This window comes from Mycobacterium sp., assembly GCF_002863225.1.
GTDB lineage: Bacteria > Actinomycetota > Actinomycetes > Mycobacteriales > Mycobacteriaceae > Mycobacterium.
On sequence record NZ_PKEK01000099.1, the window covers coordinates 59,245 to 83,428 of the forward strand.

Annotated in this window: 25 protein-coding genes, 1 tRNA gene and 1 pseudogene; 15 read left to right on the plus strand and 12 right to left on the minus strand. The window is 67.0% G+C overall.

The window, feature by feature from the left end:
• Nucleotides 1–34 precede the first annotated feature (34 nt).
• Together CYU59_RS26645 and CYU59_RS26650 are read left to right on the plus strand one after the other, a co-directional pair.
• Nucleotides 35–1,057: an ArsA family ATPase gene (locus tag CYU59_RS26645; protein WP_293004279.1), complete on the plus strand. Its 1,023-nt coding sequence runs from the start codon at nucleotides 35–37 to the stop codon at nucleotides 1,055–1,057.
• Nucleotides 1,054–2,187 (plus strand): ArsA family ATPase, encoded by a 1,134-nt coding sequence (locus tag CYU59_RS26650; protein WP_293004280.1) that lies wholly within the window; start codon nucleotides 1,054–1,056, stop codon nucleotides 2,185–2,187. The genes CYU59_RS26645 and CYU59_RS26650 overlap by 4 nt, the downstream gene beginning before the upstream one ends.
• A gap of 13 nt (nucleotides 2,188–2,200) precedes the next feature.
• Here CYU59_RS26650 and CYU59_RS26655 read toward each other — a convergent pair whose 3' ends face one another.
• Nucleotides 2,201–2,554 (minus strand): WhiB family transcriptional regulator, encoded by a 354-nt coding sequence (locus CYU59_RS26655; protein ID WP_293004281.1) that lies wholly within the window; start codon nucleotides 2,552–2,554, stop codon nucleotides 2,201–2,203.
• Nucleotides 2,555–2,891: 337 nt separating this feature from the next.
• Here CYU59_RS26655 and ponA2 point away from each other — a divergent pair, with 337 nt between their 5' ends.
• Both ponA2 and CYU59_RS26665 read left to right on the plus strand, forming a co-directional pair.
• Entirely contained in the window at nucleotides 2,892–5,306 is a 2,415-nt protein-coding gene (gene ponA2, locus CYU59_RS26660) for a transglycosylase/D,D-transpeptidase PonA2 (protein WP_293004282.1), read from the plus strand.
• Nucleotides 5,307–5,363: 57 nt separating this feature from the next.
• A complete protein-coding gene (locus tag CYU59_RS26665) occupies nucleotides 5,364–6,329 on the plus strand; it encodes a metallophosphoesterase (protein WP_293004283.1) in 966 nt (321 codons plus the stop codon).
• A gap of 10 nt (nucleotides 6,330–6,339) precedes the next feature.
• Here the strand turns inward: CYU59_RS26665 and CYU59_RS26670 are convergent, their stop codons facing one another.
• Complete coding sequence (locus CYU59_RS26670) at nucleotides 6,340–6,501, minus strand: hypothetical protein (RefSeq protein ID WP_293004284.1); 162 nt, start codon at nucleotides 6,499–6,501, stop codon at nucleotides 6,340–6,342.
• Between the two features lie 166 nt (nucleotides 6,502–6,667).
• Between CYU59_RS26670 and CYU59_RS26675 the strand changes: the two genes are divergently transcribed.
• Both CYU59_RS26675 and CYU59_RS26680 read left to right on the plus strand, forming a co-directional pair.
• A tRNA-Pro gene (locus tag CYU59_RS26675) sits at nucleotides 6,668–6,741 on the plus strand.
• 150 nt (nucleotides 6,742–6,891) lie between these two features.
• Nucleotides 6,892–7,254 (plus strand): hypothetical protein, encoded by a 363-nt coding sequence (locus CYU59_RS26680; RefSeq protein ID WP_293004285.1) that lies wholly within the window; start codon nucleotides 6,892–6,894, stop codon nucleotides 7,252–7,254.
• Here CYU59_RS26680 and CYU59_RS26685 read toward each other — a convergent pair.
• Nucleotides 7,251–7,943: an NAD(P)H-binding protein gene (locus tag CYU59_RS26685; protein WP_293004286.1), complete on the minus strand. Its 693-nt coding sequence runs from the start codon at nucleotides 7,941–7,943 to the stop codon at nucleotides 7,251–7,253. The genes CYU59_RS26680 and CYU59_RS26685 overlap by 4 nt on opposite strands.
• A gap of 114 nt (nucleotides 7,944–8,057) precedes the next feature.
• Between CYU59_RS26685 and CYU59_RS26690 the strand changes: the two genes are divergently transcribed.
• Both CYU59_RS26690 and CYU59_RS26695 read left to right on the plus strand, forming a co-directional pair.
• The gene (locus tag CYU59_RS26690; protein WP_293004287.1) at nucleotides 8,058–8,867 is read left to right on the plus strand and encodes an SDR family NAD(P)-dependent oxidoreductase; all 810 of its coding nucleotides are present in this window, start codon (nucleotides 8,058–8,060) and stop codon (nucleotides 8,865–8,867) included.
• Between the two features lie 83 nt (nucleotides 8,868–8,950).
• The gene (locus CYU59_RS26695) at nucleotides 8,951–9,910 is read left to right on the plus strand and encodes an iron-containing redox enzyme family protein (protein ID WP_293004329.1); all 960 of its coding nucleotides are present in this window, start codon (nucleotides 8,951–8,953) and stop codon (nucleotides 9,908–9,910) included.
• Here CYU59_RS26695 and CYU59_RS26700 read toward each other — a convergent pair.
• From CYU59_RS26700 to CYU59_RS26720, 5 genes are all read right to left on the minus strand, one after another.
• Nucleotides 9,890–10,135, minus strand: coding sequence for a CDGSH iron-sulfur domain-containing protein (locus CYU59_RS26700; RefSeq protein WP_293004288.1), 246 nt, complete (start codon nucleotides 10,133–10,135; stop codon nucleotides 9,890–9,892). The two genes, CYU59_RS26695 and CYU59_RS26700, sit on opposite strands and share 21 nt — an antisense overlap.
• Entirely contained in the window at nucleotides 10,132–10,824 is a 693-nt protein-coding gene (locus CYU59_RS26705; RefSeq protein WP_293004289.1) for a HemK2/MTQ2 family protein methyltransferase, read from the minus strand. Before CYU59_RS26705 ends, CYU59_RS26700 begins: the two co-directional genes overlap by 4 nt.
• A 99-nt stretch (nucleotides 10,825–10,923) precedes the next feature.
• On the minus strand, nucleotides 10,924–11,481 hold the full coding sequence (locus CYU59_RS26710; RefSeq protein WP_293004290.1) for a type 1 glutamine amidotransferase domain-containing protein: 558 nt from the start codon (nucleotides 11,479–11,481) through the stop codon (nucleotides 10,924–10,926).
• A gap of 10 nt (nucleotides 11,482–11,491) precedes the next feature.
• On the minus strand, nucleotides 11,492–12,475 hold the full coding sequence (locus tag CYU59_RS26715) for an LLM class F420-dependent oxidoreductase (protein ID WP_293004291.1): 984 nt from the start codon (nucleotides 12,473–12,475) through the stop codon (nucleotides 11,492–11,494).
• A 68-nt stretch (nucleotides 12,476–12,543) separates the two neighbouring features.
• A complete protein-coding gene (locus CYU59_RS26720) occupies nucleotides 12,544–13,008 on the minus strand; it encodes a GatB/YqeY domain-containing protein (RefSeq protein ID WP_293004292.1) in 465 nt (154 codons plus the stop codon).
• 165 nt (nucleotides 13,009–13,173) lie between these two features.
• Here CYU59_RS26720 and CYU59_RS26725 point away from each other — a divergent pair, with 165 nt between their 5' ends.
• The 5 genes from CYU59_RS26725 to CYU59_RS26745 are packed head-to-tail and all read left to right on the plus strand — an operon-like array spanning nucleotide 13,174 to nucleotide 18,574.
• Nucleotides 13,174–14,502, plus strand: coding sequence for a hypothetical protein (locus CYU59_RS26725; RefSeq protein ID WP_363115366.1), 1,329 nt, complete (start codon nucleotides 13,174–13,176; stop codon nucleotides 14,500–14,502).
• A gap of 13 nt (nucleotides 14,503–14,515) precedes the next feature.
• A complete protein-coding gene (locus CYU59_RS26730; protein WP_293004293.1) occupies nucleotides 14,516–15,169 on the plus strand; it encodes a DUF4129 domain-containing protein in 654 nt (217 codons plus the stop codon).
• Nucleotides 15,166–16,296 (plus strand): DUF4350 domain-containing protein, encoded by a 1,131-nt coding sequence (locus CYU59_RS26735; RefSeq protein WP_293004331.1) that lies wholly within the window; start codon nucleotides 15,166–15,168, stop codon nucleotides 16,294–16,296. The genes CYU59_RS26730 and CYU59_RS26735 overlap by 4 nt, the downstream gene beginning before the upstream one ends.
• Nucleotides 16,293–17,252, plus strand: coding sequence for a MoxR family ATPase (locus tag CYU59_RS26740; protein ID WP_293004294.1), 960 nt, complete (start codon nucleotides 16,293–16,295; stop codon nucleotides 17,250–17,252). Before CYU59_RS26735 ends, CYU59_RS26740 begins: the two co-directional genes overlap by 4 nt.
• On the plus strand, nucleotides 17,252–18,574 hold the full coding sequence (locus tag CYU59_RS26745) for a DUF58 domain-containing protein (RefSeq protein WP_293004295.1): 1,323 nt from the start codon (nucleotides 17,252–17,254) through the stop codon (nucleotides 18,572–18,574). The genes CYU59_RS26740 and CYU59_RS26745 overlap by 1 nt, the downstream gene beginning before the upstream one ends.
• Before the next feature lie 11 nt (nucleotides 18,575–18,585).
• Here CYU59_RS26745 and CYU59_RS26750 read toward each other — a convergent pair whose 3' ends face one another.
• Entirely contained in the window at nucleotides 18,586–19,578 is a 993-nt protein-coding gene (locus tag CYU59_RS26750) for a stage II sporulation protein M (protein ID WP_293004296.1), read from the minus strand.
• A gap of 95 nt (nucleotides 19,579–19,673) precedes the next feature.
• Between CYU59_RS26750 and CYU59_RS26755 the strand changes: the two are divergent.
• Nucleotides 19,674–20,351: pseudogene (locus CYU59_RS26755) on the plus strand (RDD family protein); the annotation flags it as partial.
• 53 nt (nucleotides 20,352–20,404) lie between these two features.
• Here CYU59_RS26755 and CYU59_RS26760 read toward each other — a convergent pair.
• Nucleotides 20,405–20,788, minus strand: coding sequence for a hypothetical protein (locus CYU59_RS26760; protein ID WP_293004297.1), 384 nt, complete (start codon nucleotides 20,786–20,788; stop codon nucleotides 20,405–20,407).
• Between the two features lie 137 nt (nucleotides 20,789–20,925).
• On the opposite strand from CYU59_RS26760, the gene CYU59_RS26765 reads away from it, so the two are divergent.
• Complete coding sequence (locus tag CYU59_RS26765; protein WP_293004298.1) at nucleotides 20,926–21,681, plus strand: PadR family transcriptional regulator; 756 nt, start codon at nucleotides 20,926–20,928, stop codon at nucleotides 21,679–21,681.
• Between the two features lie 49 nt (nucleotides 21,682–21,730).
• Here CYU59_RS26765 and glpK read toward each other — a convergent pair whose 3' ends face one another.
• Entirely contained in the window at nucleotides 21,731–23,254 is a 1,524-nt protein-coding gene (gene glpK / locus CYU59_RS26770; protein WP_293004299.1) for a glycerol kinase GlpK, read from the minus strand.
• A gap of 46 nt (nucleotides 23,255–23,300) precedes the next feature.
• Complete coding sequence (locus CYU59_RS26775) at nucleotides 23,301–24,023, minus strand: hypothetical protein (RefSeq protein WP_293004300.1); 723 nt, start codon at nucleotides 24,021–24,023, stop codon at nucleotides 23,301–23,303.
• Nucleotides 24,024–24,184 lie beyond the last annotated feature (161 nt).

Genomic DNA, 24,184 nt, shown 5'->3' on the forward strand with positions numbered 1-24,184 from the left:
GAGGAGGAGCTGGGCCAATGGTTAGCATGCAAGGGTGGGGACCACATCGAGCGGTGGCAGCAACGTCGGCTGGCCATCGCGATTGTCGAAGACTCGTCTGCATTTCGTGACCGGCAAGGGCGGGACCGGCAAATCGACGGTCGCCGCCGCGCTGGCGCTGACCCTCGCCTCGGGTGGACGCAAGGTGCTGCTCGTCGAAGTCGAAGGGCGCCAAGGCATTGCGCAGCTCTTCGATGTGCCGCCGCTGCCCTACAAGGAACTCAAGATCGCCAGCGCGGAGCGGGGCGGTCAGGTCAACGCGCTGGCAATCGACATCGAGGCCGCGTTCCTGGAATACCTGGACATGTTCTACAACCTCGGCATCGCCGGTAAGGCGATGCGCCGGGTGGGGGCGATCGAATTTGCCACGACGATCGCGCCGGGCCTGCGTGACGTCCTGCTCACCGGCAAGATCAAGGAAGCCGTGATCCGGGTGGACAAGGGTGCCAAGTCCCCGGTCTACGACGCGATCGTCGTCGACGCACCGCCCACCGGTCGCATCGCCCGTTTCCTGGACGTCACCCGGGCCGTCTCCGACCTCGCCAAAGGCGGACCGGTCTACTCGCAGGCCGAGGGCGTGGTCAAGATCCTGCACTCCGATCAGACCGCGATCCACCTCGTCACGCTGCTCGAGGCGCTGCCGATGCAGGAGACCAAAGAGGCCATCGACGAGTTGCAGGGGCTGGGTCTGCCGATCGGGTCGGTGATCGTCAACCGCAACATCCCGGCTTATCTGCAATCCGACGACCTGACCAAGGCCGCCGAAGGCGACATCGACGCCGAAGAGGTGCGAGCCGGCCTGGCCGCCGCCGGAATCAAAATCGGCGACGAGGATTTCGCCGGCCTGCTGACCGAGACCATCCAGCACGCCACCCGGATCACCGCTCGGGCATCGACCGCCGAGCAGCTCGACGAGCTGAAGGTGCCACGCCTGGAACTGCCGACCATCGCCGACGGCGTCGACCTGGGCAGCCTCTACGAGCTGTCGGAAGCGCTTGGCCAGCAAGGAGTTCGATGAGCACCACACCGCCCGCCCTGGACATCGCCGGCATCCTGTCCGACACCACCAACCGTGTCATTGTGTGCTGCGGCGCGGGCGGGGTCGGTAAGACCACCACCGCCGCGGCCATGGCACTGCGCGCCGCGGAGTACGGCCGCACCGTGGTGGTTCTGACGATCGACCCGGCCAAGCGACTGGCGCAGGCGCTGGGCATCAGCGACCTGGGCAACACTCCGCAGCGCGTGCCGCTCGCCCCGGAGGTGCCCGGCGAGTTGTTCGCGATGATGCTCGACATGCGACGCACCTTCGACGAGATGGTGGTGCAGTACTCGGGACCTGATCGCGCACAAGCGATTCTGGACAACCAGTTCTACCAAACGGTCGCCACCTCCCTGGCCGGCACGCAGGAGTACATGGCGATGGAGAAGCTCGGCCAGTTGCTGGCCGAGGACCGCTGGGATCTGGTCGTGGTGGACACTCCGCCGTCGCGCAACGCACTGGACTTCCTCGACGCACCCAAGCGGCTCGGCAGCTTCATGGACTCCCGGCTGTGGAAATTGCTGCTGGGCCCCGGCCGCGGGATCGGCCGGTTGGTCACCGGGGCGGTGGGCCTGGCGATGAAGGCGCTGTCGACCGTCCTCGGCTCGCAGATGCTCGGCGACGCGGCAAGTTTCGTGCAATCCCTGGATGCGACGTTCGGCGGTTTCCGGGAGAAGGCCGACCGCACCTACTCGTTGCTCAAGCGGCGCGGCACGCAATTCGTGGTGGTGTCGGCCGCGGCGCCGGACGCGCTACGCGAGGCGTCGTTCTTCGTGGACCGGCTGTCGGAGGAGAAGATGCCGTTGGCCGGGCTCGTCCTGAACCGCACGCACCCGTTGCTGTGTTCGCTGCCGGTCGAACGCGCGATCGACGGCGCCGAAACTTTCGAAAGCGACGGCGCCAACGCTTTGACCAAGGCCGTCTTACAGATTCACGCCGACCGTGCGTCGACGTCGAAGCGGGAGATCAGACTGCTGTCGCGGTTTACCGGTGCCAACCCCCACGTCGCGATTGTCGGGGTTCCCTCGCTACCGTTCGACGTCTCCGACTTGGAGGCACTGCGCGCGATCGCCGATCAGATGACGTCGGCTTCCGCGGCGACCGCCTGAGAGAGCGTCCTGACTAGCCGACGCTGCGGTGCTTGCGCTGGGTGCTGAAGAACTCAGCCCAGGACACCACCTCGGGGTGCTGCTTGAGTAGCGCACGCCGCTGACGCTCGGTCATCCCACCCCAGACGCCGAACTCCACCCGGTTGTCCAACGCGTCGGCACCGCATTCCAGCATCACCGGGCAGTGCCGACAGATGACCGCGGCCTTGCGCTGCGCGGCCCCCCGCACAAACAGTTCGTCAGGATCAGCGGCCCGGCACAGCGCCTTCGACACCCAGGTGATTCTCGACTCCGCTTCCGCGCCGTAAAGGACGGCGTTAGTCGGTGCTGCGACTGTCTTCCGCGGAGCGGTCCGTATAGCTGACACCAGCGATTCCCCTTCGCTAATAGCCACCCGGTGTGGCGTGCAATGCATGATCCAGATTCCCGATGCGACCTGTGCCACACTGCGCTGCTCGGTGTTACCTGTATCTCATTGTGTGGATAAGCTACGTGGTCAGATACCAATTACGCAACATTCTGAAGACGCTTTTTTGGGACGACCGTGCAGTCCGATCATGAAAAGCCGCCAATGGCCGGGGAATGAAGCCGTTAACAGCGGCCTGAGCTGCGACTGAGAGAAACCTGAGGTGGCGTGCCGGCGGAAAAGGTTTCCGCCAACCACGCGCGAAGGTGTCCGCCGCAGCGCCGCTAGTGTAGTAGCCATGTCGGAGCGCCCCGCGGCTGCGGTCACCATCGCCAAGCTCGCCGGCTGTTGCCTGCTCGCCAGCGTCATCCTCGCTGCTCTGATGTTCCCGGTCGCCGGTGGCGTCGGGCTGATGTCCAACCGCGCGTCCGAGGTCGTCGGCAACGCGTCGGCGCAGCTCCTCGAGGGCGACGTACCGGCGGTGACCACAATGGTGGACGCCAAGGGCAACACGATCGCGTGGCTCTACTCGCAACGCCGATTCGAGGTGCCGAGCGACAAGATCGCCAACACCATGAAGCTGGCCATCGTGTCGATCGAGGACAAGCGCTTCGCCGAGCACAACGGCGTCGACTGGAAGGGCACCCTGACCGGGCTGGCCGGCTACGCCTCGGGCGACGCCGACACTCGCGGCGGCTCGACGCTCGAGCAGCAGTACGTGAAGAACTACCAGTTGCTGGTGATCGCCCAGACCGACGCCGAGAAGCGGGCGGCCATCGAGACCACCCCGGCCCGCAAGCTGCGTGAAATCCGGATGGCCCTCACCCTGGACAAGACCTTCACCAAACCCGAGATCCTGACCCGCTACCTGAACCTGGTGTCGTTCGGCAACAACGCATTCGGCGTTCAGGACGCCGCACAGACCTATTTCGGCATCAACGCCACGGATCTGAACTGGCAGCAGGCCGCGCTGCTGGCCGGCATGGTCCAGTCGACCAGCGCGCTCAACCCCTACACCAACCCGGACGGCGCACTGGCCCGGCGAAACCTGGTGCTCGACACCATGATTCAGAACGTTCCCAATGAGGCCGACGCGATCCGCGCCGCCAAGGCCGAGCCGTTGGGCATTCTGCCGCAGCCCAAAGAGTTGCCGCGCGGCTGCATTGCCGCCGGTGACCGCGCCTTCTACTGCGACTACGTTCAGGCCTACCTGGCCCGGGCCGGCATCAGCAAAGAGCAGCTCGCCCGCGGTGGTTACCTGATTCGCACCAACCTCGATCCCGAAGTGCAGGAGCCGGTCAAGCACGCGGTCGACACCTACGCCAGCCCGACCCTCGACGGCATCGCCAGCGTGATGAGCGTGATCCGGCCGGGGAAGAGCTCGCACAAGGTCGTCGCGATGGCCAGTAACCGCACCTACGGGCTGAACACCGAGGCCGGCGAGACCATGCGGTCGCAGCCGTTCTCACTCGTCGGCGACGGCGCGGGCTCGATCTTCAAGATCTTCACCACGGCGGCCGCCATGCAGATGGGCATGGGCATCAACACCAACCTCGACGTGCCGGCCCGGTTCCAGACCAAGGGCATGGGAAACGGTGGCGCCAAGGGCTGTCCCAAGGAAACCTGGTGCGTCGTCAACGCCGGCAACTACCGCGGTTCGATGAACGTCACCGACGCCCTGGCCACCTCGCCGAACACGGCGTTCGCCCGGCTGATCCAGCTGGTGGGGGTGCAGCGCACGGTCGACATGGCGGTCAAGCTCGGGCTGAGGTCCTACGCCGAGCCGGGCAGCGCCCGCGACTACGACCCGGAGAGCAACGAGAGCCTGGCCGACTTCATCAAGCGGCAGAACATCGGCTCGTTCACGCTGGGCCCGTTCGAACTCAACGCGCTGGAACTGTCCAATGTCGCGGCGACGCTGTCCTCCGGCGGCATGTGGTGCCCGCCCAACCCCATCGACAAGTTGATCGACCGCAACGGCAACCAGGTGGCCGTCACCACCGAGGCGTGCGAGCAGGTGGTGCCGCCGGGGCTGGCCAACACGCTGGCCAACGCGATGAGCAAGGACGCGCTCGGCGGCGGCACCGCGGCCGGATCGGCCGGAGCGGCCGGCTGGAACCTGCCGGTGTCGGGAAAGACCGGCACCACGGAGGCGCACCGGTCGTCGGGCTTCGTCGGTTTCACCAACCAGTACGCGGCGGCCAACTACATCTACGACGACTCCACGTCCCCGTCGGATCTGTGCTCGTCACCGTTGCGACGCTGCGGCGACGGCAATCTCTACGGCGGTAACGAGCCGGCACGCACGTGGTTCACCGCGATGAAGCCGATCGCCACGCTGTTCGGTGAGGTGAAGCTGCCCCCCACCGACCGGGAGTACGTCGAGGGCGGCCCGGGATCTCGGGTGCCGAGCGTCGCGGGTCTGGATGTCGAGGCGGCCAAGACGCGCCTGAAGGAATCGGGCTTCCAGGTCTCGGAGCAACCCGCGTCCGTCAACAGCAGTGCCAAGTACGGCGAGGTGGTCGGAACGTCGCCGAACGGGCAGACCATTCCGGGCGCCGTCATCACCATTCAGACCAGCAACGGCATTCCGCCGGCCCCGCCCCCGCCGCCGGATGGCTTCCCGCCCGCGCCGGTGGGCTCGCAGGTGATCGAGATTCCGGGTCTGCCGCCGATCACCATCCCCATCCTGGCGCCGCCACCGCCTCCCTAGCCCGTTGGCCGGTGTCCGTCGCGCAAACAGTCGGGAACCGGCAGTAGGCTGGCCGGCATGCCTCGTCGTGGGACCCTCACCGCTTTGAGAAGCACCGGCGCTGTCGCGCTCGGCTCGGCTGTCGCCGGCATCGGCTACGCGTCGCTCATCGAGCGCAACGCCTTCGTCTTGCGCGAGTTGACCATTCCGGTGCTGGACCCGGGCTCGTCGCCGCTGCGGGTGCTGCACATCAGCGACCTGCACATGAGGCCCGGCCAGCGGCGCAAGCAGGCATGGCTGCGGGAACTGGCGAGCCTGGAGCCCGACCTGGTGGTCAACACCGGTGACAACCTGGCGCACCCCCGGGCGGTGCCGTCGGTGGTCCAGAGCCTCGGCGATCTGCTCTCGGTTCCAGGTGTCTTCGTGTTCGGCAGCAACGACTACTTCGGCCCGCGCCCGAAGAACCCGCTGAATTACCTGACCAATCCCGGCCACCGGGTACATGGTCAGCCGCTGCCGTGGCAGGACCTCCGGGCGGCGTTCACCGAACGCGGCTGGCTGGATCTGACACACAACCGCCGCGAGTTCGAGGTCTCCGGCCTGCACGTCGCGGCCGCCGGTGTCGACGACCCGCACATCGATCGCGATCGCTACGACACGATCGCGGGGATGGCCAGCCCGGTCGCCAGCCTGCGGCTGGGGCTGACTCACTCTCCTGAGCCACGGGTGCTGGATCGGTTCGCCGCCGATGGCTACCAGTTGGTGATGGCCGGCCACACTCACGGGGGGCAGTTGTGCCTGCCGTTCTACGGCGCGCTGGTGACCAATTCGGGGCTGGACCGGTCGCGCGCCAAGGGTCCGTCGCGCTGGGGGGCCGACATGAGGTTGCACGTGTCGGCGGGGATTGGGACGTCGCCGTACGCGCCAGTCCGATTCTGCTGCCGGCCCGAGGCCACCCTGCTGACGTTGATCGCAGCCCCGACCGGCGGACGCGACCCGCAACGCCAGCACGGCCGGTCCCAGCCGACCTACTCGGTGGGCTGAGGCCCCGCCGCTACGGCGACGTCGAGTGCGTCAATGCGCGAAACTCGGCGTGGTCACTCCAGGTTGCTTCGAGCCACGCCTGATCGACATCGCTGTCGGGAGCAGTGACCAGTAACCACAGCACCCCGAGGGCGAGGATTCCGCCGAACACCACGGCGCCTAACACCGTCATGATTTACCTGCTTCCGTTGCACATCGTGCGCGCTCAGTGTAGTTAGCTGTGCCCACTACCGACTTATTCCACGCCCCGGTGTGGCGCACATCGCTTGGCGCTGGTGACAGCTCGGTCTGCTTAGGAGGCTGCCGGGTCGGTGCGATACGCTGGCGTGGCTTTAAATCGGGGTGTGGCGCAGCTTGGTAGCGCGCTTCGTTCGGGACGAAGAGGTCGTGGGTTCGAATCCCGCCACCCCGACTCGTAGGCAAACCGCAAGGCAGAGGGACGATCTTCGGTCCCCTGCCTTGCGGTTTTTCTCAGCCTCCCAATCGAGGGATTCCCCTGTATCGGCGATGCGCCGGTGCCACTATCGTCTGCAGCAGTTTGTTCGTTCTAGGGGGGAATTTCATGGGGGCTGCTCGGGGTTTGGCGGCGGGGACGGCGTTTGTCGCTGCCGCCGTGGGATTGGCGTTTCACGCGGCGGCGGAAGCACCCGTCGGGCGTTACACCGCAACGGTGATCGGCGACTCCGCCGACCAGGAATCGTCCGAGAAGGCGGCCACGTTGCGCTTCACGTCCTGCGGGAGCGGGTGCACGCACGTTCTCTCGCCGGGGGGCGAGTTCGATCTGCATCTGCAGGGCAACACCTGGACGGGAACGGCGAATTCACTCGACGGTGAGACATGCACTCACACCGTGGACGCCCACCTGGTCTGGACCCATGCCTGCGCGGGTCCCGTCGTCCGCGCGCAGTTGACGAAGAGCGGTTAAGGGACCACCAAGCTGTCCGTCGCCAGCGGCGTCCCGAAATAGGTCGCCTGCGGATCGACGACGACGTCTTTGACCTCACCCTGCTTGGCCAACACGTCGCGGGCCATCTGCTCGAACGTGATTTTCGTTGGGCCGCCGACATTTTCGATGGCGTCGCTCGGTGCAGCCGCCGCCACCCTGGCCACCGCCTGGGCGAGGTCCGCGGTGGCGATCGGCTGAATCAGCGCGTCCGGCACGCGCACCTCGTCGCCTACGGTCAACGACGCGGTGATGGCATCGGTGAATTCGACGAACTGGGTGGCCCGCACGATCGTGTACGGAACTCCAGACTGCTCGACCAGCTTCTCCTGGGCGACCTTGGCGCGCATATAGCCGCTTTCAGGCATCCGGTCACATCCGACGATCGATACGACGACGTAGTGTCCAACACCCGTGTTCTTCGCCGCGGCAAGCAGATTCGTCGTCGAGGTGGTGAAGAACTCCATCACCGGATCGTCGTCGAACGTCGCGGAGTTGGCCACGTCGACGACCACGCCGGCATCGGTCAACGCCTCACCGAGTCCCTCGCCGGTGAAGGCGTTGACACCGGTCCGTGGTGAGGCCGCCACCGTGTCATGGCCCAAATCGTCAAGCACAGCAACCACTTTCGACCCCAGAGCACCCGTACCACCAATTACCACGATCTTCATGGCCGCCGCCTTCCGGGTGTCATTCAGCCGCGCCGAGTCTATCGCCGGGTGGCCGCAGGCGGAACTGCCACGAATTCGCCGCGCGGCAGCGGGCAACCTTGGGATGATTGCCGGGTGAGAGTCATCATCACCGGCGGCAACAGCGGCGTCGGCGCCGCAACCGCGGCCCGGCTCGCGGCCGACGGGCACCGCGTCGTCATCGCCTGCCGCACGATCCCGAAAGCCGAGCGGGTCGCCGCCGCCATCAGCGGCGACGTGACGGTCGCCCAGCTGGATCTGGCCGATCTGGGCAGCGTCCGCAAGTTCGCCGACTCGGTGGACGGGGTCGACGTGCTGATCAACAACGCGGGGGTGCTGGGTCTGCCGCTGACCCGGACCGCCGACGGATTCGAAGCCCACATGGGCACCAATTACCTCGGTCATTTCGCGTTGACCTGCCTGCTCGGCGACCGGATCGAGGATCGGGTCATCTGCGTGGTCAGCTCGTCCTACGCCATGAGCCGCCTGCAGCTGGACGATCTGAACTGGAACGATCGCAAGTACTCCACTTGGTTGGCCTACGGCGAGTCCAAGTTGGCCGTCATGCTGTTCGGCCACGAGCTGACCCGGCGCGGCGTGCGGACCTACCTGACCGATCCTGGTGCGACCAACACCGACATCACCCGGGACGCCAGCGGCATCGTGCCGTGGATCCGGGACCACACCTTCCGTGGATTCCCCGCGCACAGCGCCCAGGTCGGAGCGCGGTCGACCATTCAGGCCGTCACCACCGATCTGCCGAGCGGGAGCTATTTGGCGCCGCGCTTCGGCCAGTGGGGCAGGCCCAAGGTGACCAAGCCGCGGGGCAAGGCCCGTGACTCCGCGACGGCTCGTCGGCTCTGGGAGATGTCCGTCGACTTGACCGGCTGCGACTGGCCCGTTTGAGGTGGGCCGATGCACGGGTAAACACCCCCGTGCTTTCCACCATTGTCGAACCCAGGCTGCCGGCCGCCCGTGGACCGGTGTCCATGGCAGTCCGGCGCAGCCTCACCGAGCCCGCTCCCCGCGACCAACTGACCCGAATCGACGCATCGCTTCGCGACTCCGACCCGTACGGTCTGGATCTGCAACTGGCGCTCTACATGTGTTACGAGCTGCATTACCGCGGCTTCGCCGGAGTCGACCCGTCCTGGGAGTGGGACCCCGGTCTCCTTCATCTGCGCGCTCAGCTCGAACAGGAGTTTCTGGCCGAGGTGCGACGCGACGTGGGGACCATCGAATCGGGTCGCACCGCCGAGGCGGAGATGGAGGACCTGTCGATCGAGTCCTCGGACGGGTCGGGACCCTCGTATTGGTTGCGCGACAACGGATCCTGGCAGCAGATGCGCGAGTACTTCGTACATCGGTCGCTGTATCACCTCAAAGAAGGGGACCCGCACGCTTTCGCGATTCCCCGCCTCACCGGCCAAGCCAAGGCGTCGTTCGTGGCGATCGAATTCGACGAGTACGGCGGTGGGAAGGGTGCAAAGCTGCATCAACAGCTGTTCGCCGACTTGATGGTCGCCGCCGGACTCGACGCGACGTACCTCGCGTATCTCGACGACGTCCCCGCCGAGGCACTCGCGGCGGTGAACCTGATGTCGCTGTTCGGTTTACACCGAGAATTCCGCGGCGCCGCAGTCGGCCATTTCGCGTCGACCGAGATCACCTCGTCGCCGGGTTCACGTCGCTTGGTCGACGCGCTTCAGCGGATGGGGGCGCCCACGGACTGTGTCGCTTTCTACAGCGAGCACGTCGAGGCGGACGCGGTGCACGAGCAGGTGGTACGCCGCGATGTGGTCGGTTCATTGGTGGAGCGCGAACCCGCCCTGGACCGCGATGTGGTGTTCGGCATTCGAGCTCACGCCGCGGTCGAAGACCGGCTGGCCGACGTGATCATGGCGTCGTGGACGGCCGGCGAAACCTCGTTACGACGACCGCTCGACTGAATCTTTCTGCGCTGCAGCGTCAGTGCTGACGCGGGCACGAGCCGGCCGACACCGGCGATGGCTGGTGTCGCACATCGGATACATCTTGCTACGTCGACATGTGCAGATGGCCACCATGAACCGGTCGGATTCGACGATCTCGCCGCTCGGTGTCTCGATGCGTACCGGCCCGGGTATCAGCACCGGGCCGTTCGGCACCACCTGTACCCGAACCGGTTCGGTCATGGCTTGTCCGCGCGGATCACTATCAGTTCCTCGGTCCGGCATCCGCGTGCGATCTGACCGGTGACCTCCAGCCATCCGGCACGTGCCGAGAGCACGGGACCGAACGGAATGAACTGCGAAGCAACGACTTCGGCGTTAAGCCCGGTGGATCGCAAAGAGGCAAGCGACTTCTCGACGCCGGCCAGAGCCGAATGCACCATCAGCAGTGATCCGCCCGCGCCCAGCATGCCGGCTGCGGATTCGCACAATGGGTCGAGCACCAGTCGACCGTCGACACCGGCATCCCAGGCGCGAGCCGGTCCGGCAGTGATCGGGATGACTTCGGTGTCACCCGCCGGCGGTGTAGGCACATACGGCGGGTTGGACACGATCAGGTCGAACGGTGCGTAATCCAGTGCGCCGGACCACGATCCTTCGCACACATTGATCTCCACACCGGCGTACAGCGCATTGCCCTGCGAGCAACTGACCGCCCGCGGGCAGATGTCGAATGCGGTCACGCTACGGGCGCCCAGTTCGGCTGCCGCGATCGCCACAACACCGCTGCCGGTGCACAAATCGAGCACACTACGGTTTTGGGCCAACCCCGAGTCGTCCATGCTGCGGATCAGCAGTTGCGAGTCTTCTTGCGGTGGATACACGCCATCAATGTCGAGCGAATCGGGCGTGGCGAAGTAAGCAGTAGTCACGTCGGCCTTTCGGGATTCTGATTGCCGTGCTGCTTACGGCTCGAAGTGTCTGATGCCCACAATTAACAATCCCGAAACCGCTTGGAACAGCCAGCGTGCTCAGGTATGCGCCGCAGATCGCTCGAGTTGGGCGATCAGACGAGCGCAGAACGCGGGCAGGTCGTCGGGCGAGCGGCTGGTCACCAGATTGCCGTCCTCGACCACTGCTTCATCGACCACCGTGGCACCGGCGTTTCGCAAATCGGTCCGGATACTGGGATAAGAGGTCAGGGTGCGGTTCGCGACGACGCCCGCTTCGACCAGAGTCCAGGGTCCGTGGCAGATGGCCGCGACGGGTTTACCGGAGTTGACGAAGTCGCGCACGAACGCAACAGCGGAGCTGTCCATCCGCAGCTTGTCCGGATTGACTGTGCCCCCGGGCAATACCAGCGCGTCGAACTCGTCGACCGAGGCCTCCGAGACCAGCTGGTCGACGCGGATCGTCCCGGCCGGCTCCAGATCATGGTTACGCGCCTGTATGTCACCGTGGTTCAGCGACAGCAGCACGACCTGGGCACCTTTCTCGACGAGTTGTGCACGCGGCGTCTCGAATTCGACCTTTTCCACGCCATCGGCCGCCAAGATCGCAATCTTGGTTCCTTGCAATTGATTTGACATAGTTACCCTCCTAAGCTGCGGACCGCAGGGCGGCCAGCAGCGGCTCGGCGGCCTCCTTGAGGAATTGCTGCTGGGTGTCGCCACCGATCTGCAGCAGAGCGATGTCGGTGAAGCCCGCCTCCCAGTAGGGACGGACGGCCTCGACGATGGCGTCCAGGTCGGGGCCGCACGGAATGCTCTCGGCGACATCCTCGGGCCGAACGAACTGGGTCGCGCCGGCGAAGCCGGCGGGGGTGGGCAGGTCGGCGTTCACCTTCCAGCCACCACCGAACCAACGGAATTGGTCGTGTGCCCGCGCGATCGCCGCGTCCCGGTTGGGATCCCAGCAGATCGGGATCTGGCCGACAACCCGTCCGCCGCCGGCGATGCCCTTGGCCTGACGGGCGGCGTGCCAGTCGTGGACGAGGTCGCCGTCGGGTTCCACCGCAATCAGGTGCTCGGCCAGCAGTCCGAACTTCTCGATCCCCTTCGCGCCGGCCACGGCCACGCCGATGCCGACCGGCACGTCGGGCAGGTCCCACAGCCGCGCGGAGTCGACCTGGTAGTAGTCGCCACGCCAATCGACCAAGTCGCCGCTGAACAGACTGCGGATGATCTCGATGGCCTCGCACAACATGTCCTGCCGCTGCGTTACGCCAGGCCAGCCCCGTCCGACTACGTGCTCGTTGAGGTTCTCCCCACTACCCAGGCCCAGCGTGAAGCGACCGTCGGCCAGAATCTGCACTGTCGCCGCCTGCTGCGCGACCACCGCCGGGTGGTACCGCATGGTCGGACAGGTCACGTAGGTGTAGAGGTCGACGTGCTCGGTCATCTGTGCGACCGCGCCCAGCACCGCCCACGCATTGGGGGCGTGCCCCTGCGATGTCAGCCACGGCGAGAAGTGATCACTGGCGACCTCGAAGTCGAACCCTCGGTGCTCAGCTGAAATCGCATTCTGGACAAGGTCTTTGGGACCGTTCTGTTCTGTCATGAGGGTATAGCCGAACCGTGTCATAGGGTTTCGGGTACCCGAGCCCGGTCAGGGCAAACGATTCCGTCAGCACCGACCGGATGCAGCCCCCGTCACAGGCGGTCCTTGACCGCCTGTGACAGCCGCGCCCCGTCGGCCTTGCCCGCGGCCAGCGCGGTGGCGGCCTTCATCACCTGGCCCATCTGCTTCATGCCCGGCCGTTCGCCCAACTCCTCGGCCAACTGCGCGATCGCGGTGTCGGCGACGTCGGCCACCTCCGCGTCGGTCAGCGGAGTCGGCAGGTACTCGTCGATGACCCGCGCTTCGGCATGCTCGTTGGCCGCCAGCTCGCCGCGGCCGTTCTGCGTGTAGATCTCCGCGGCCTCACCGCGCTTGCGGGACTCTTTCGCCAGGACCTTGAGCACCTCGTCGTCGGAGAGCTCGCGGGCTTCCTTACCGGACACCTCCTCGGTCTGAATCGCGGCTAGCAGCATCCGGAGTGTCGCGGTGCGCAGCTTGTCCTTCGCCTTCATCGCGTCGGTCAGGTCCGCCCGCAGTCGAGACTTGAGTTCGGCCATGCCGCAGACGCTACGCGCTGGGGAGCGGCACGTTGAGAAATAGCCGGGTGCTCGACAGTATGGAGCCATGCGCGATCCTGAGGAGCGGCGCTCGTGAGGCAAGCCGGCGGCGATGCAGAGCGCAGCGATGCTGAGGAGCGGCGCTCGTGAGGCAAGCGGGCGGCGATGCAGAGCGCAGCGATGCTGAGGAGCGGCGCTCGTGAGGCAAGCCGACCCCGATGGTGGCTGCGCCTGGTGAGCACGCCACCGCCCGGTTACCCGGTCTACCCCTATGGCGGATATGAGCAGGCCGGATACGGGCCTCCCGGATATCAGCCACCGGCATACCAACCACCCGCCTACCAGCAGCCGGCCTATCCCCCGCCCGCCTACGGCTCGACCGGTCATCCCCCGATGGCCTGGCCGCCGATGGGTCAGCCGCCACCTGTCGCGCCGGGGTATCCGCCGCCGGGTCAGGGCTGGCAGCCCGGTTACTTCCCGCAGCCCGGCTACCCTCCGCAGCCCGGCTACGGAGTGCCCCCACCACCGCCCGCGCGCGGCCTCTGGACGCCGGGCATCATCCCGCTGCGGCCGCTGAGCCTCAGCGACATCTTCAATGGCGCGGCCGTGTACATCCGCACAAACCCCCGGGCCACGCTGGGCGTGACCGCCGTCGTCGTGGTGATCTCGCAGCTCATCTCGCTGGCGGCTTTCGCCGGACCGTTGGCCGCGGCGAGCCGGCTCAGCACAGCGCCCGCCGACCAGCTCACCGCGGGCGACTTCGGAGCCTGGACCGCATCGGCCGGGCTCAGCGGGCTGGTCGGCTGGCTGGGCGGCATCTTGCTGACCGGCATGCTCACGGTCGTCGTGGGGCGCGCCGTGTTCGGCGGCCAGATCAGTGCCGGTGAAGCCTGGGCCCGGATTCGCGGGCGGCTGCCCGCGCTACTGGGTTTGGTCGGTATCGAGGCCGCCGGGCTGATCCTGCTTGCCGGCGGCGTGGGAGTGATCATCGGAGCCACCGCCGCCGCGGGCAACATGGCGGCAGCGGTGTTGCTCGGCTTTCCATTGGTCATGATGTCGGTGGGCGCGGTGTTGTATCTCTACGTGGCGCTGTCGTTCGCACCGGTGCTGATCGTGCTGGAACGGCTGCCGGTATTCGACGCGATCACGCGTTCTTTTGCCCTGGTGCGCAACAGCTTCTGGCGAATTCTCGGGATCCGGATGCTGACCTGGTTGGTGGTAAGTCTGGTTGCCGGCGCCGTCGGCGTGCCGTTCGGCTTCATCGGCCACCTGCTCGGCGGCGGTTCCGCGCTGGCCGCCGCGACGGTAGGTGCGGTCGGGGCCGCGATCGGCCAGATCATCACCGCCCCCTTCGGCGCCGGCGTCGTGGTGCTGCTCTACACGGATCGCCGGATCCGCGGGGAGGCATTCGATCTCGTGCTGCAGACCGGCGCCGCCCAGGGACCTTCGGCGACTGCTTCGACCGACGCCCTCTGGCTGACCCGGCCGGTGTAGGACAGCGCAACGGATGCCCGCAATCGACATCGACCGCGACACCGCGCACGAGGCGGCCCAGCGTGAACTCGACAAACCGATCTACCCCAAAGGCTCGGTGTCGCAACGCGTTGAAGAATGGCTGCACGAGCTGCTGTACCGCATCATCGAGAAAGGGTCGTCGCTGCCCGGCGGTTGGCTCACCGTCATTGTCCTGCTCACCGTCCTGATTGCCTTGGTCGTGCTGGCAGTGCACATCGCCCGCCGAACCATCCGGACCCGGACCGGTGGTGACTACCAGCTGTTCGACGCCGGCCAGCTCAGCGCCGCTCAGCATCGCGCCATCGCCGAACACTGTGCAGCCGAACAGGATTGGACGGCAGCGATCCGCCACCGGCTGCGTGCGGTGGCGCGGAGCCTGGAGGAGAACGGGACCCTGGACCCCGCACCGGGCCGGACCGCCAGCGAACTGGCCGTCGATGCCGCGGACCGATTGCCGGCGTTGGCCGCCGAACTGTCACGATCGGCGACCGCGTTCAACGACGTCACCTACGGCGAAAGGCCCGGCACCCAGGCCGGCTATCAGCTCATCGTCGAACTCGACGACCACCTCCGGTTTCGTTCCGCCAGTGGTCAATTCGAGCGTCCTGCACATTCGATGCCCGAGTCGTGGACCCCGGTCCGATGAACATCGCCCCGGCATCTCAGGCGGTACGCCGTCGACCGTGGGGGTGGATCCTGGCCGCCCTGATAGCCGTCTCCGCTCTGGCCGCTGTCACTACCTACCTGACCGCGCCTCGACCGGGCGGGCACCTGGACCCGGAATCGACCGAACGCCAGGGAGCGCACGGGCTGGTCGCCCTGCTGCGCGACCGCGGGGTCAGCGTCGTCGTCGCCAACTCCGTCGACGAGGCCGCGCACGCGGCACGACCAGGGTCGCTGCTGCTCTTCGGTGAGACCCAGCGCGTCACCACCGGTCCACTGCTCGAGCGCCTCGGCAACACCGGTGCGGACCTACTCCTGGTCGAGCCCACCTCACGCACCCGCGCCGCCCTGTCCCCCGGCATCCGCAACGCCGGCGCTGCCACGGCCGACAGTGAACCGAATTGCTCTCTGCGAGAGGCGAACCAGGCGGGGGCTGTCAACTTCGGGCCGTCCAACACCTTCGAGGCGGCCGGCCACACCACGGTGACGAGTTGCTACGGCGGCGCACTGGTCCGGTATCTGGACGGCGATCGGACGGTGACGGTGATCGGCAGCAGCGACTTCCTCACCAACCGTGGTCTGCTGCGCGCCGGCAATGCCGCGCTGGCGATGAACCTGGCCGGTGAGAGTTCCCGCCTGGTCTGGTTCGCCCCGCAACACGTCGAGGGCGGATCAGCGGCCAAGGGCAAGATCTTCGACCTCATCCCGGAAGGCGTGACGTGGATGGTCGCGCAGTTGTGGCTGACCGTGGGGCTGGTCGCGTTGTGGAAGGGCAGACGACTCGGGCCGCTGGTGGCCGAGGACCTGCCCGTCGTGGTCCGCGCGTCGGAGACGGTCGAAGGCCGTGGCCGACTGTATCGATCGCGACGGGCCCGCGACCGGGCCGCGCAGGCGCTGCGCACCGCGACGCTCCAGCGCCTGGCGCCCCGCCTCGGGCTCGGCGTCGAGGCTCAACCACCGGCAGTGGTGCGGGCGATCGCCGCACGGGTCAGATCCGACCCGGACACGTTGTGGCACATCCTGTTTGGGCCGCCACCTACGACAGACGCGGACCTGACACAGCTCACCGAGGCTCTCGACGACATCGAAAGGCAGGTCGCACATTCATGACTCAACCGGAAGGCCAGTCGGCGCGGCACGCACTGCTGGCGTTGCGCGGCGAAATCGGCAAGGCTGTCGTCGGGCAGGACGCGGTGATCACCGGACTGGTGATCGCGCTGCTGTGCCGTGGACATGTCCTGCTCGAAGGTGTTCCGGGCGTAGCGAAGACGCTGTTGGTGCGATCGCTGGCCGCGGCACTGCGGTTGGATTTCAAGCGGGTCCAGTTCACCCCGGACCTGATGCCCGGTGACATCACCGGGTCGCTGATCTACGACAATCGCACCGCCGAGTTCGCGTTCCGGAACGGCCCGGTGTTCACCAACCTGCTGCTGGCCGACGAGATCAACCGGACCCCGCCGAAAACGCAGGCGGCCCTGCTGGAAGCCATGGAAGAACGTCAGGTCAGTGTGGACGGCGAGGCCCGGGCGCTGCCTGACCCGTTCATCGTTGCGGCGACGCAGAACCCGATCGAGTACGAGGGCACCTATCAGCTGCCGGAGGCGCAGCTCGACCGATTCTTGCTGAAGTTGGAGGTGCCGCTGCCGCCGCGCGATGCCGAGATCGCCATCCTCGGACGGCACGCACACGGCTTCGATCCGCGCGACCTGTCGGCTATCCGGCCGGTCGCCGGCCCGGCGGAGCTGGCCGCCGGGCGTGACGCGGTGCGACGGGTCCTGGTGGCCGACGAGGTTCTCGGCTACATCGTCGACATCGTCGGCGCCACAAGGCATTCGCCGGCGTTGCAGCTCGGGGTCTCCCCACGCGGTGCAACCGCATTGCTGGCCACCGCGCGGTCCTGGGCGTGGCTCTCCGGGCGCAACTACGTCACCCCGGACGACGTGAAAGCGATGGCCCGCCCGACGCTTCGGCACCGGGTGCTGCTTCGACCCGAGGCAGAACTGGAGGGCGCCACCACCGACGGTGTGCTGGACGGCATCTTGGCGTCGGTCCCGGTACCACGCTAGTGGTACTGACCGGACGGACGGGGCTGATCGCCCTGCTTTTCGTGCTGCCGATCGTCGTATCTCCCTGGCCGGCAGCAACGTTCAGCGTGCTACTGGGTCTACTCGTGGTCGCGGTGATCACCGATGCCGGCCTGGCGGCCAGCCCGTTTCAGCTGCAGTACACCCGGCTGCCCAACGGGTCGGTCCGGCTCGGTGAGCTGGTGGCCCTCGGGCTGCTGGTCCACAACGCCGGCCGCCGGCGTTTTCGCGGACAACTCCGCGACGCCTGGCCGCCCAGCACCCAGGCCGAGCCAATCAGCCATGCCGTCGATGTCGAGCCCGGAGAGCTGCTGCGGCTGGACACCTGCCTTCGGCCGATCCGTCGCGGCGATCAGCATTCGGCCGCGGTCACGGCGCGATCGATCGGTCCACTCGGGCTCGCGGGCCGGCAACGATCACGCCCGGTGCCCGGGGAGGTTCGCGTGCTGCCGCCGTTCCTGTCCCGCAAGCATTTGCCGTCGCGGCTGGCCAGGCTGCGTGAGCTGGACGGGCTGCTGCCGACGTTGACCCGCGGCCAGGGGACCGAGTTCGACTCGCTGCGTGAGTATGTCGTCGGTGACGACGTCCGCTCCATCGACTGGCGGGCGACGGCCCGCCGCGCCGACGTGGTGGTCCGCACCTGGCGGCCGGAGCGCGACCGGCGCGTCGTCATCGTGCTCGACACCGGGCGTACCGCGGCCGGACGCGTCGGTGTCGACCCGACTGCCGGCGACCCCAGCGGCTGGCCGCGCCTGGACTGGTCGATGGACGCTGCGCTACTGCTGGCAGCGCTGGCCTCACGGGCCGGCGACACCGTCGACTTCCTGGCCCACGACCGGGTGACCCGCGCGGCCGTGTTCGGCGCCTCGCGAACCGAATTGCTGGGGCGCGTGGTCGAGGCAATGGCACCGATCACGCCGGCACTGGTCGAATCTGACGCCACGGCAATGGTTTCCGCGATCATCCGACGAACCCGGCGCCGGGCCCTGGTGGTGCTGATGACCGACCTGAATGCCAGCGCCCTCGACGAGGGCCTGCTGCCGGTGCTGCCCCTGCTGTCGACCAAGCATCAGGTGATCGTGGCGGCGGTGTCCGACCCGCGGGTCAATCAGTTGGCCGCCGGTCGCTCCGATCCGGCCGCCGTCTACGACGCGGCGTCCGCGGAACGCTCGCGCGCCGAGCGCTCAGCGATCGCGTCGCGGCTACGCCTTGGCGGCGTGGAGGTGGTGGACGCGGCCCCGACCGACCTGGCGCCCGCACTGGCAGACCGCTACTTGTCGATGAAGGCCGCCGGGCGGCTATAGCCGCTGCCCGGTCACCGCGTCGGCACGATGTCCGGCGCGTCGGCGATGTCGCCGGTGTCGCCCACCCGCACCGCGCGCCGCCCGAAATACACCACATACGCCAGAAAGCCCGCCTCGGCGAGTATCCCGATACCGATCCGCACGAACGTCGGCAGCGAGGACGGCGTGACGAACGCCTCGATCACACCTGAAACCAGCAGCACCACAACCAAACCCACGGCCACCGAGATCACCGCGCGGCCCTGTTCGGCCAGCACCTGTCCGCGCGGCCGATCGCCGGGTGAGATCACCGACCAGCCCAGTCGCATGCCGGCGGCACCCGCCAGGAACACGGCGGTCAGCTCCAGCAGGCTGTGCGGTAACAGCAGGCCGAACAGCACATCAGCCTTGCCGGCCTGCAGCATCAGGCCACCCACCACCCCGAGATTCGCGGCGTTGGCGAACAGTACGAACGGGATCGGCACCCCGAGCAGGACGGAGAACGCGACGCACTTGGCCGCGACCCAGGAGTTGTTCACCCAGACGTGCAGCCCGAATGCGGCCGCGGCGTGCTCGCTGTAGTACGAGGCAAAGTCGTGGTTGACCAATTCATCGATCTCGCTTGGTGTTCCGATCGTCGACTGCACTTCCGGACTTCCGATCACCCACAGCGCGATCACCGCCGACACCGCGAAGAACACGACGGCCGACCCCAGCCACCACCGCCAGGCACGGTAGGCCACCACGGGGAACGACACCGTCCAGAACCGGGTGAACTCGCTGGACAGCGGAGCATGAGCGCCGGTGACCGCGGCACGCGCCCGCGCGACCAGGCTGGAAAGCCGACCGACGAGCGCGGAATCCGACGTGCCGGATCGCAGCATGGACAAATGGGTCGACGCCCGCTGATACAGCTCGACGAGTTCGTCTATCTCCGCTCCGCTGAGCCGGTTGCGGCTACGGACCAACCGGTCGAGGCGGTCCCAGCTGTCGCGATGCGCGATCACGAACGCGTCGACGTCCACTCGACCGAGGGTAATGGCCAGGTAGCGTGCGCAGTATGTCGGAGGTGGTGACCGGGGATGCCGTGGTCCTCGATGTGCGGGTCGCGCAGTTGCCGGTGCGTGCCGTCAGCGCACTGATCGACATCACCGTGATCGTCATCGGCTACCTGATATCGCTGATGCTGTGGGCGGGCACCCTCGGCCGTTTCGACGACGCGGTGGTCGGGGCGATCATCATCATCTTCACCGTGCTGGTGTTCGTGGGCTATCCGCTGGTGCTGGAGACCGCGACCCGCGGCCGCACCCTCGGCAAGATGGCGATGGGCCTGCGGGTGGTTTCCGACGACGGTGGCCCCGAGCGTTTCCGGCAGGCCTTGTTTCGCGCGCTGGCATCGATCGTGGAAATCTGGATGATGCTGGGCAGCCCGGCGGTCATCTGCAGCATGCTCTCGCCCAGGGCAAAGCGGATCGGGGATGTCTTCGCCGGCACGATCGTGATCAGCGAACGCGGGCCGAAGCTGGGACCACCACCGGTCATGCCGCCACACCTGGCGTGGTGGGCCGCGTCGTTGCAACTGTCCGGTCTGCGGGCCGAGCAGGCGGATGTGGCGCGCCAATTCCTCTCGCGGGCAATGCAACTCGATCCGCAGTTACGCGAGCACATGGCGTACCAGATTGCCGGCGACGTCTTCAGCCGGGTCGCCCCACCGCCGCCGCCCGGGACGCCGCCACAACTGGCGCTGGCCGCGGTGCTTGCCGAGCGCCACCGCCGCGAACTGGCACGTCTTCGGCCCCACCCCGGGCCGCCGTCATTTCAGCCCGGGTACGCCCCGCGGTTCTGACGCCGTTACTGCGCGACGGTGATGGCGAGAATGGCCATGTCGGCCACCAGCAGCGCCAACGCGGTCACCGGAATCACGAAGCCCCAGCGACGCCGGGCGGTGAAGATCGAGAGCAGGATCGTCACCACCGCCACTGCGGGCGCGCCGTAGTACAACACGTCGAAGCTGATCCCGCGGGGACCGAGATTCGGGCAGGCCTTGTCGCTGCAGGCCGCGGTGCTCATCACCGCGCCCAGGGCCACTGCCATCGCGACGCCCGCCGCAAGCGCGGTGAGCAGCGCAAGTGCCCAGTTCAGCCATAGCCGCCGACGGTTGCCCCGGTGGGGGCTCGGCACCCGCGCCTCGGGGTCAACGCCCGGGTGATCTCTTACGTCTGCGTCCTTGCTCATGCGTTGGGTGCTACCCCGCCGACTAGGTGGGCAAACGAGCCGCTGAAAATCCAACCTTGCGAAACGATAGTTCCCGATATATCGTCAGACTATCGGTAGCGCATCGGGCGCTGCCTTTCCAGAAACGAGATCAACCAATGAACACCCCCTTTTTTGACGCAGAAGACGCTCAACTGAGCGGACCGTTCGCGGGTCGACCGCACGGCTTCGGCTTTGCACCGCAGGACCGCCGCGCGGCTCATTTGCAGCGCAGGCAGGCCCGCCGCGAGTTCCGCGACCTGGTCCGGGGTCATGACGCCGGGCATGACGGCCCGTTCGGGCCCGGTTTCGGCCGCGGCTTCGGGCGCGGATTCGGCCCCGGCGGATTCGGCCCCGGTTTTGGGTTCGGGCCCGGCTTCGGCCCCGGCCCCGGCCCCGGCCCGCGAGGCGGACGGCGCGGCGGTCACAGTCGACGCGGCCGGCGCGGTGATGTGCGAGCCGCCATCCTGGTACTGCTCGCAGAGCGGCCGATGCACGGCTACGAGATCATCCAAGAGGTTGCCGAGCGCAGCCAGGATCTGTGGAAACCCAGCCCCGGCTCGGTGTACCCGACCCTGCAACTGCTCGTCGACGAAGGCCTGATCGTCAGCAGGGAATCCGAAGGCAGCAAGAAGCTCTTCGAATTGACCGACGCGGGCCGTGAGGCCGCCGAGAAGATCGCCACACCTCCGTGGGAGGAGATCGCCGACGGCGTCGACCCGGCCCAGCTCAACCTGCGGTCTGCGGTCGGCCAGCTGTTCGGCGCCGTGGCGCAATCCGCGCACGCCGCCAGCGAAGAGCAGCAGCAGCGAATTCTCGAGATCGTGAACAACGCTCGTCGCGAGATCTACACGATTCTCGGCGAAGACGACTGACCAGCTGAGTGAACGGTGGGGGCCGGCGTTGCCGGTCCCCACCTCGGCGTCAGGTGACTTCGACCCAACCCAAGGTGCGCTGCACGGCTTTTCGCCAGCCGGCGTATCCCGCCGCGCGCTCCTGCTCGCCCCACTCCGGTGCCCACCGCTTGCCTTCGCGCCAGTTGGCGTGGAGGTCATCCGCGCCCGACCAGAACCCGACCGCCAGGCCGGCCGCGTAGGCGGCGCCCAACGCCGTCGTCTCGGTCATCGCCGGGCGGACGACTTCGACGCCGAGCACGTCGGCCTGAATCTGCATGCACAGATCGTTGGCGGTGATCCCACCGTCGACCTTCAAAACCCCAAGGCGCACACCGGAATCGGCCTGCATAGCATCGACCACGTCACGGCTTTGATAGCAGATCGACTCCAGGGTCGCGCGGGCCAGATGCGCGTTGGTGTTGAAGCGTGACAGGCCGACGATTGCGCCCCGGGCATCCGAACGCCAGTAGGGCGCGAACAGACCCGAAAAGGCCGGTACGAAATAGACTCCGCCGTTGTCGTCGACCTGACGAGCCAGCGATTCGCTCTGCGACGCCCCGCTGATGATGCCGAGCTGGTCTCGCAGCCACTGCACGGCCGATCCGGTGACGGCAATCGAACCTTCAAGGGCGTAAACAGGTTTGGCGCCGCCGAACTGATAGCAGACGGTGGTCAACAGGCCGTTGGCCGACCGGACGATTTTCTCACCGGTGTTCTGCAACAGGAAATTCCCGGTGCCATAGGTGTTTTTGGCATCTCCGGGGTCCAGGCAGACCTGCCCGACCATGGCAGCGTGCTGGTCGCCCAGGATTCCGGTGATCGGCACCTCTCCGGCCAGTGGGCCGTTGGCCGACGTGAGGCCGTACGGCTCGACCGGTGAGGACGCCGCGATCTGCGGAAGCATCGCGCGCGGAATGTCGAAGAAGGACAGCAGTTCGTCGTCCCAGTCCAACGTCTCGAGGTTCATCAACATGGTTCGGCTGGCATTGGTGACGTCGGTGACGTGCACGCCTCCTCGCGAGCCGCCGGTGAGATTCCACAGCAACCAGGTGTCGGTGGTTCCGAAAATCGCGTCGCCGGCTTCGGCCGCCGCGCGGACGCCGTCGACGTTGTCCAGGATCCACTGCAACTTCCCGCCGGAGAAATAGGTCGCCGGCGGCAAACCCGCCTTGTGCCGGATGACGTCACCGCGGCCGTCACGGTCCAGCGCTGAGGCGATGCGGTCGGTGCGGGTGTCCTGCCAGACGATCGCGTTGTGGTACGGCCGGCCGGTGCGCCGGCTCCACACCAGCGTGGTCTCACGCTGGTTCGTGATTCCAAGCGCAGCAAGGTCTTTCGACGACAAGTTGGTCGCATTGAGCGCCGACATCAGCACCGACGCGGTGCGCTCCCAGATCTCGATCGGGTTGTGCTCGACCCACCCCGCGCGCGGCAAGACCTGCTCGTGTTCGAGTTGGTGCCGGCCCACCTCGTCGCCATCGTGACCGAAGATGATGCATCGAGTGCTGGTGGTGCCCTGGTCGATCGAAGCGACGAACTCGGCCAACTGCATTCCTCCCGCGCGTCAGTCCATCATGAACTACGCGCGACGCGGTTGGTTACAGGCCCGCGATTCCGCCGATGGCGGTCAGTCCGATGTCTGCGTTGACGAAGTCGGCGTAGTCGATCGAGAAGATCGGCGTGAGCACCCCGGCGGCGTCGCTCAGCCCGACCTGCAGCAGCGACGGGATCGTCAGCAGGAATTCCGACGAGTCCGGGCCGGGCGCGCCGCTGAAGAAGTCGACCGAGAACGGCAGCCCGTTGGTCGCCCCTTCGAGGAAGTTGTCGAACGCGAGGGTGTCGGTGTTGAGGCTGAACAGGTCGGTGTAGCCGTCGATCGTGAGCGGCCCGAAGCTCTCGACGAGTTGGCTGGCGGGAGGCGTGCCGCCGAGCTCGATCAGTCCGAGGTCGGCCTGGAGGAACTGCGTGGCATCGAAGGTGGAGATCGGCGTGAGGTCCCCGCCGATGTCCTGCAGGCCACCTTGGTAGATCCCCGGGATGGTCAGGAGCAGCCCGAAGTCATCTGATCCGGGGGTGCCGTAGGAGAGGTCGAACTGAAACGGGATCAGGTTGTAGGACCCGGTGAGGAAGTTGTCGAATGCGTAGGTGCTCGTGTTGTAGGTCAACGCATCGGTGTATCCGTCGATCGCGATCGGCCCGAGATGAGCCAGGTCGTCCCCGGGGGCAGCATGTGCGGCTGCACCGGCGAGCAGCCCCAGTGCCGGCGCCGCCAGCACTGCGCCGACGGCTAAGGCAGCGGTACGGCCCAGGCTGCGACCCATCGACGACTCCGATCGTTTTCTGTGTTGGATATGAATTCGAGCTGAGATTGTTGCAAGTTTCCTGTGTGGGCGTCAATACCGCGCACGCGGGTTTACCTGCCCGCCATCCGTCGGCAATTCCCGTTCACATCAGTTCATTTGGCCGATCTGTTGCGGTGCCC

Coding starts and splice junctions, on each gene's coding strand:
- CYU59_RS26670 (WP_293004284.1), bottom strand. CDS start 6,501: ATGACGGTGTTAGGCGCCGTGGTGTTCGGCGGAATCCTCGCCCTCGGG.
- ponA2 (WP_293004282.1), top strand. CDS start 2,892: ATGTCGGAGCGCCCCGCGGCTGCGGTCACCATCGCCAAGCTCGCCGGC.
- CYU59_RS26775 (WP_293004300.1), bottom strand. CDS start 24,023: ATGGGTCGCAGCCTGGGCCGTACCGCTGCCTTAGCCGTCGGCGCAGTG.
- CYU59_RS26735 (WP_293004331.1), top strand. CDS start 15,166: ATGAACATCGCCCCGGCATCTCAGGCGGTACGCCGTCGACCGTGGGGG.
- CYU59_RS26685 (WP_293004286.1), bottom strand. CDS start 7,943: ATGAAGATCGTGGTAATTGGTGGTACGGGTGCTCTGGGGTCGAAAGTG.
- CYU59_RS26760 (WP_293004297.1), bottom strand. CDS start 20,788: ATGAGCAAGGACGCAGACGTAAGAGATCACCCGGGCGTTGACCCCGAG.
- CYU59_RS26720 (WP_293004292.1), bottom strand. CDS start 13,008: ATGGCCGAACTCAAGTCTCGACTGCGGGCGGACCTGACCGACGCGATG.
- CYU59_RS26715 (WP_293004291.1), bottom strand. CDS start 12,475: ATGACACGGTTCGGCTATACCCTCATGACAGAACAGAACGGTCCCAAA.
- CYU59_RS26710 (WP_293004290.1), bottom strand. CDS start 11,481: ATGTCAAATCAATTGCAAGGAACCAAGATTGCGATCTTGGCGGCCGAT.
- glpK (WP_293004299.1), bottom strand. CDS start 23,254: ATGCAGTTGGCCGAGTTCGTCGCTTCGATCGACCAGGGCACCACCAGC.
- CYU59_RS26680 (WP_293004285.1), top strand. CDS start 6,892: ATGGGGGCTGCTCGGGGTTTGGCGGCGGGGACGGCGTTTGTCGCTGCC.
- CYU59_RS26725 (WP_363115366.1), top strand. CDS start 13,174: ATGCAGAGCGCAGCGATGCTGAGGAGCGGCGCTCGTGAGGCAAGCCGA.
- CYU59_RS26665 (WP_293004283.1), top strand. CDS start 5,364: ATGCCTCGTCGTGGGACCCTCACCGCTTTGAGAAGCACCGGCGCTGTC.
- CYU59_RS26650 (WP_293004280.1), top strand. CDS start 1,054: ATGAGCACCACACCGCCCGCCCTGGACATCGCCGGCATCCTGTCCGAC.
- CYU59_RS26730 (WP_293004293.1), top strand. CDS start 14,516: ATGCCCGCAATCGACATCGACCGCGACACCGCGCACGAGGCGGCCCAG.
- CYU59_RS26695 (WP_293004329.1), top strand. CDS start 8,951: ATGGCAGTCCGGCGCAGCCTCACCGAGCCCGCTCCCCGCGACCAACTG.
- CYU59_RS26740 (WP_293004294.1), top strand. CDS start 16,293: ATGACTCAACCGGAAGGCCAGTCGGCGCGGCACGCACTGCTGGCGTTG.
- CYU59_RS26700 (WP_293004288.1), bottom strand. CDS start 10,135: ATGACCGAACCGGTTCGGGTACAGGTGGTGCCGAACGGCCCGGTGCTG.
- CYU59_RS26765 (WP_293004298.1), top strand. CDS start 20,926: ATGAACACCCCCTTTTTTGACGCAGAAGACGCTCAACTGAGCGGACCG.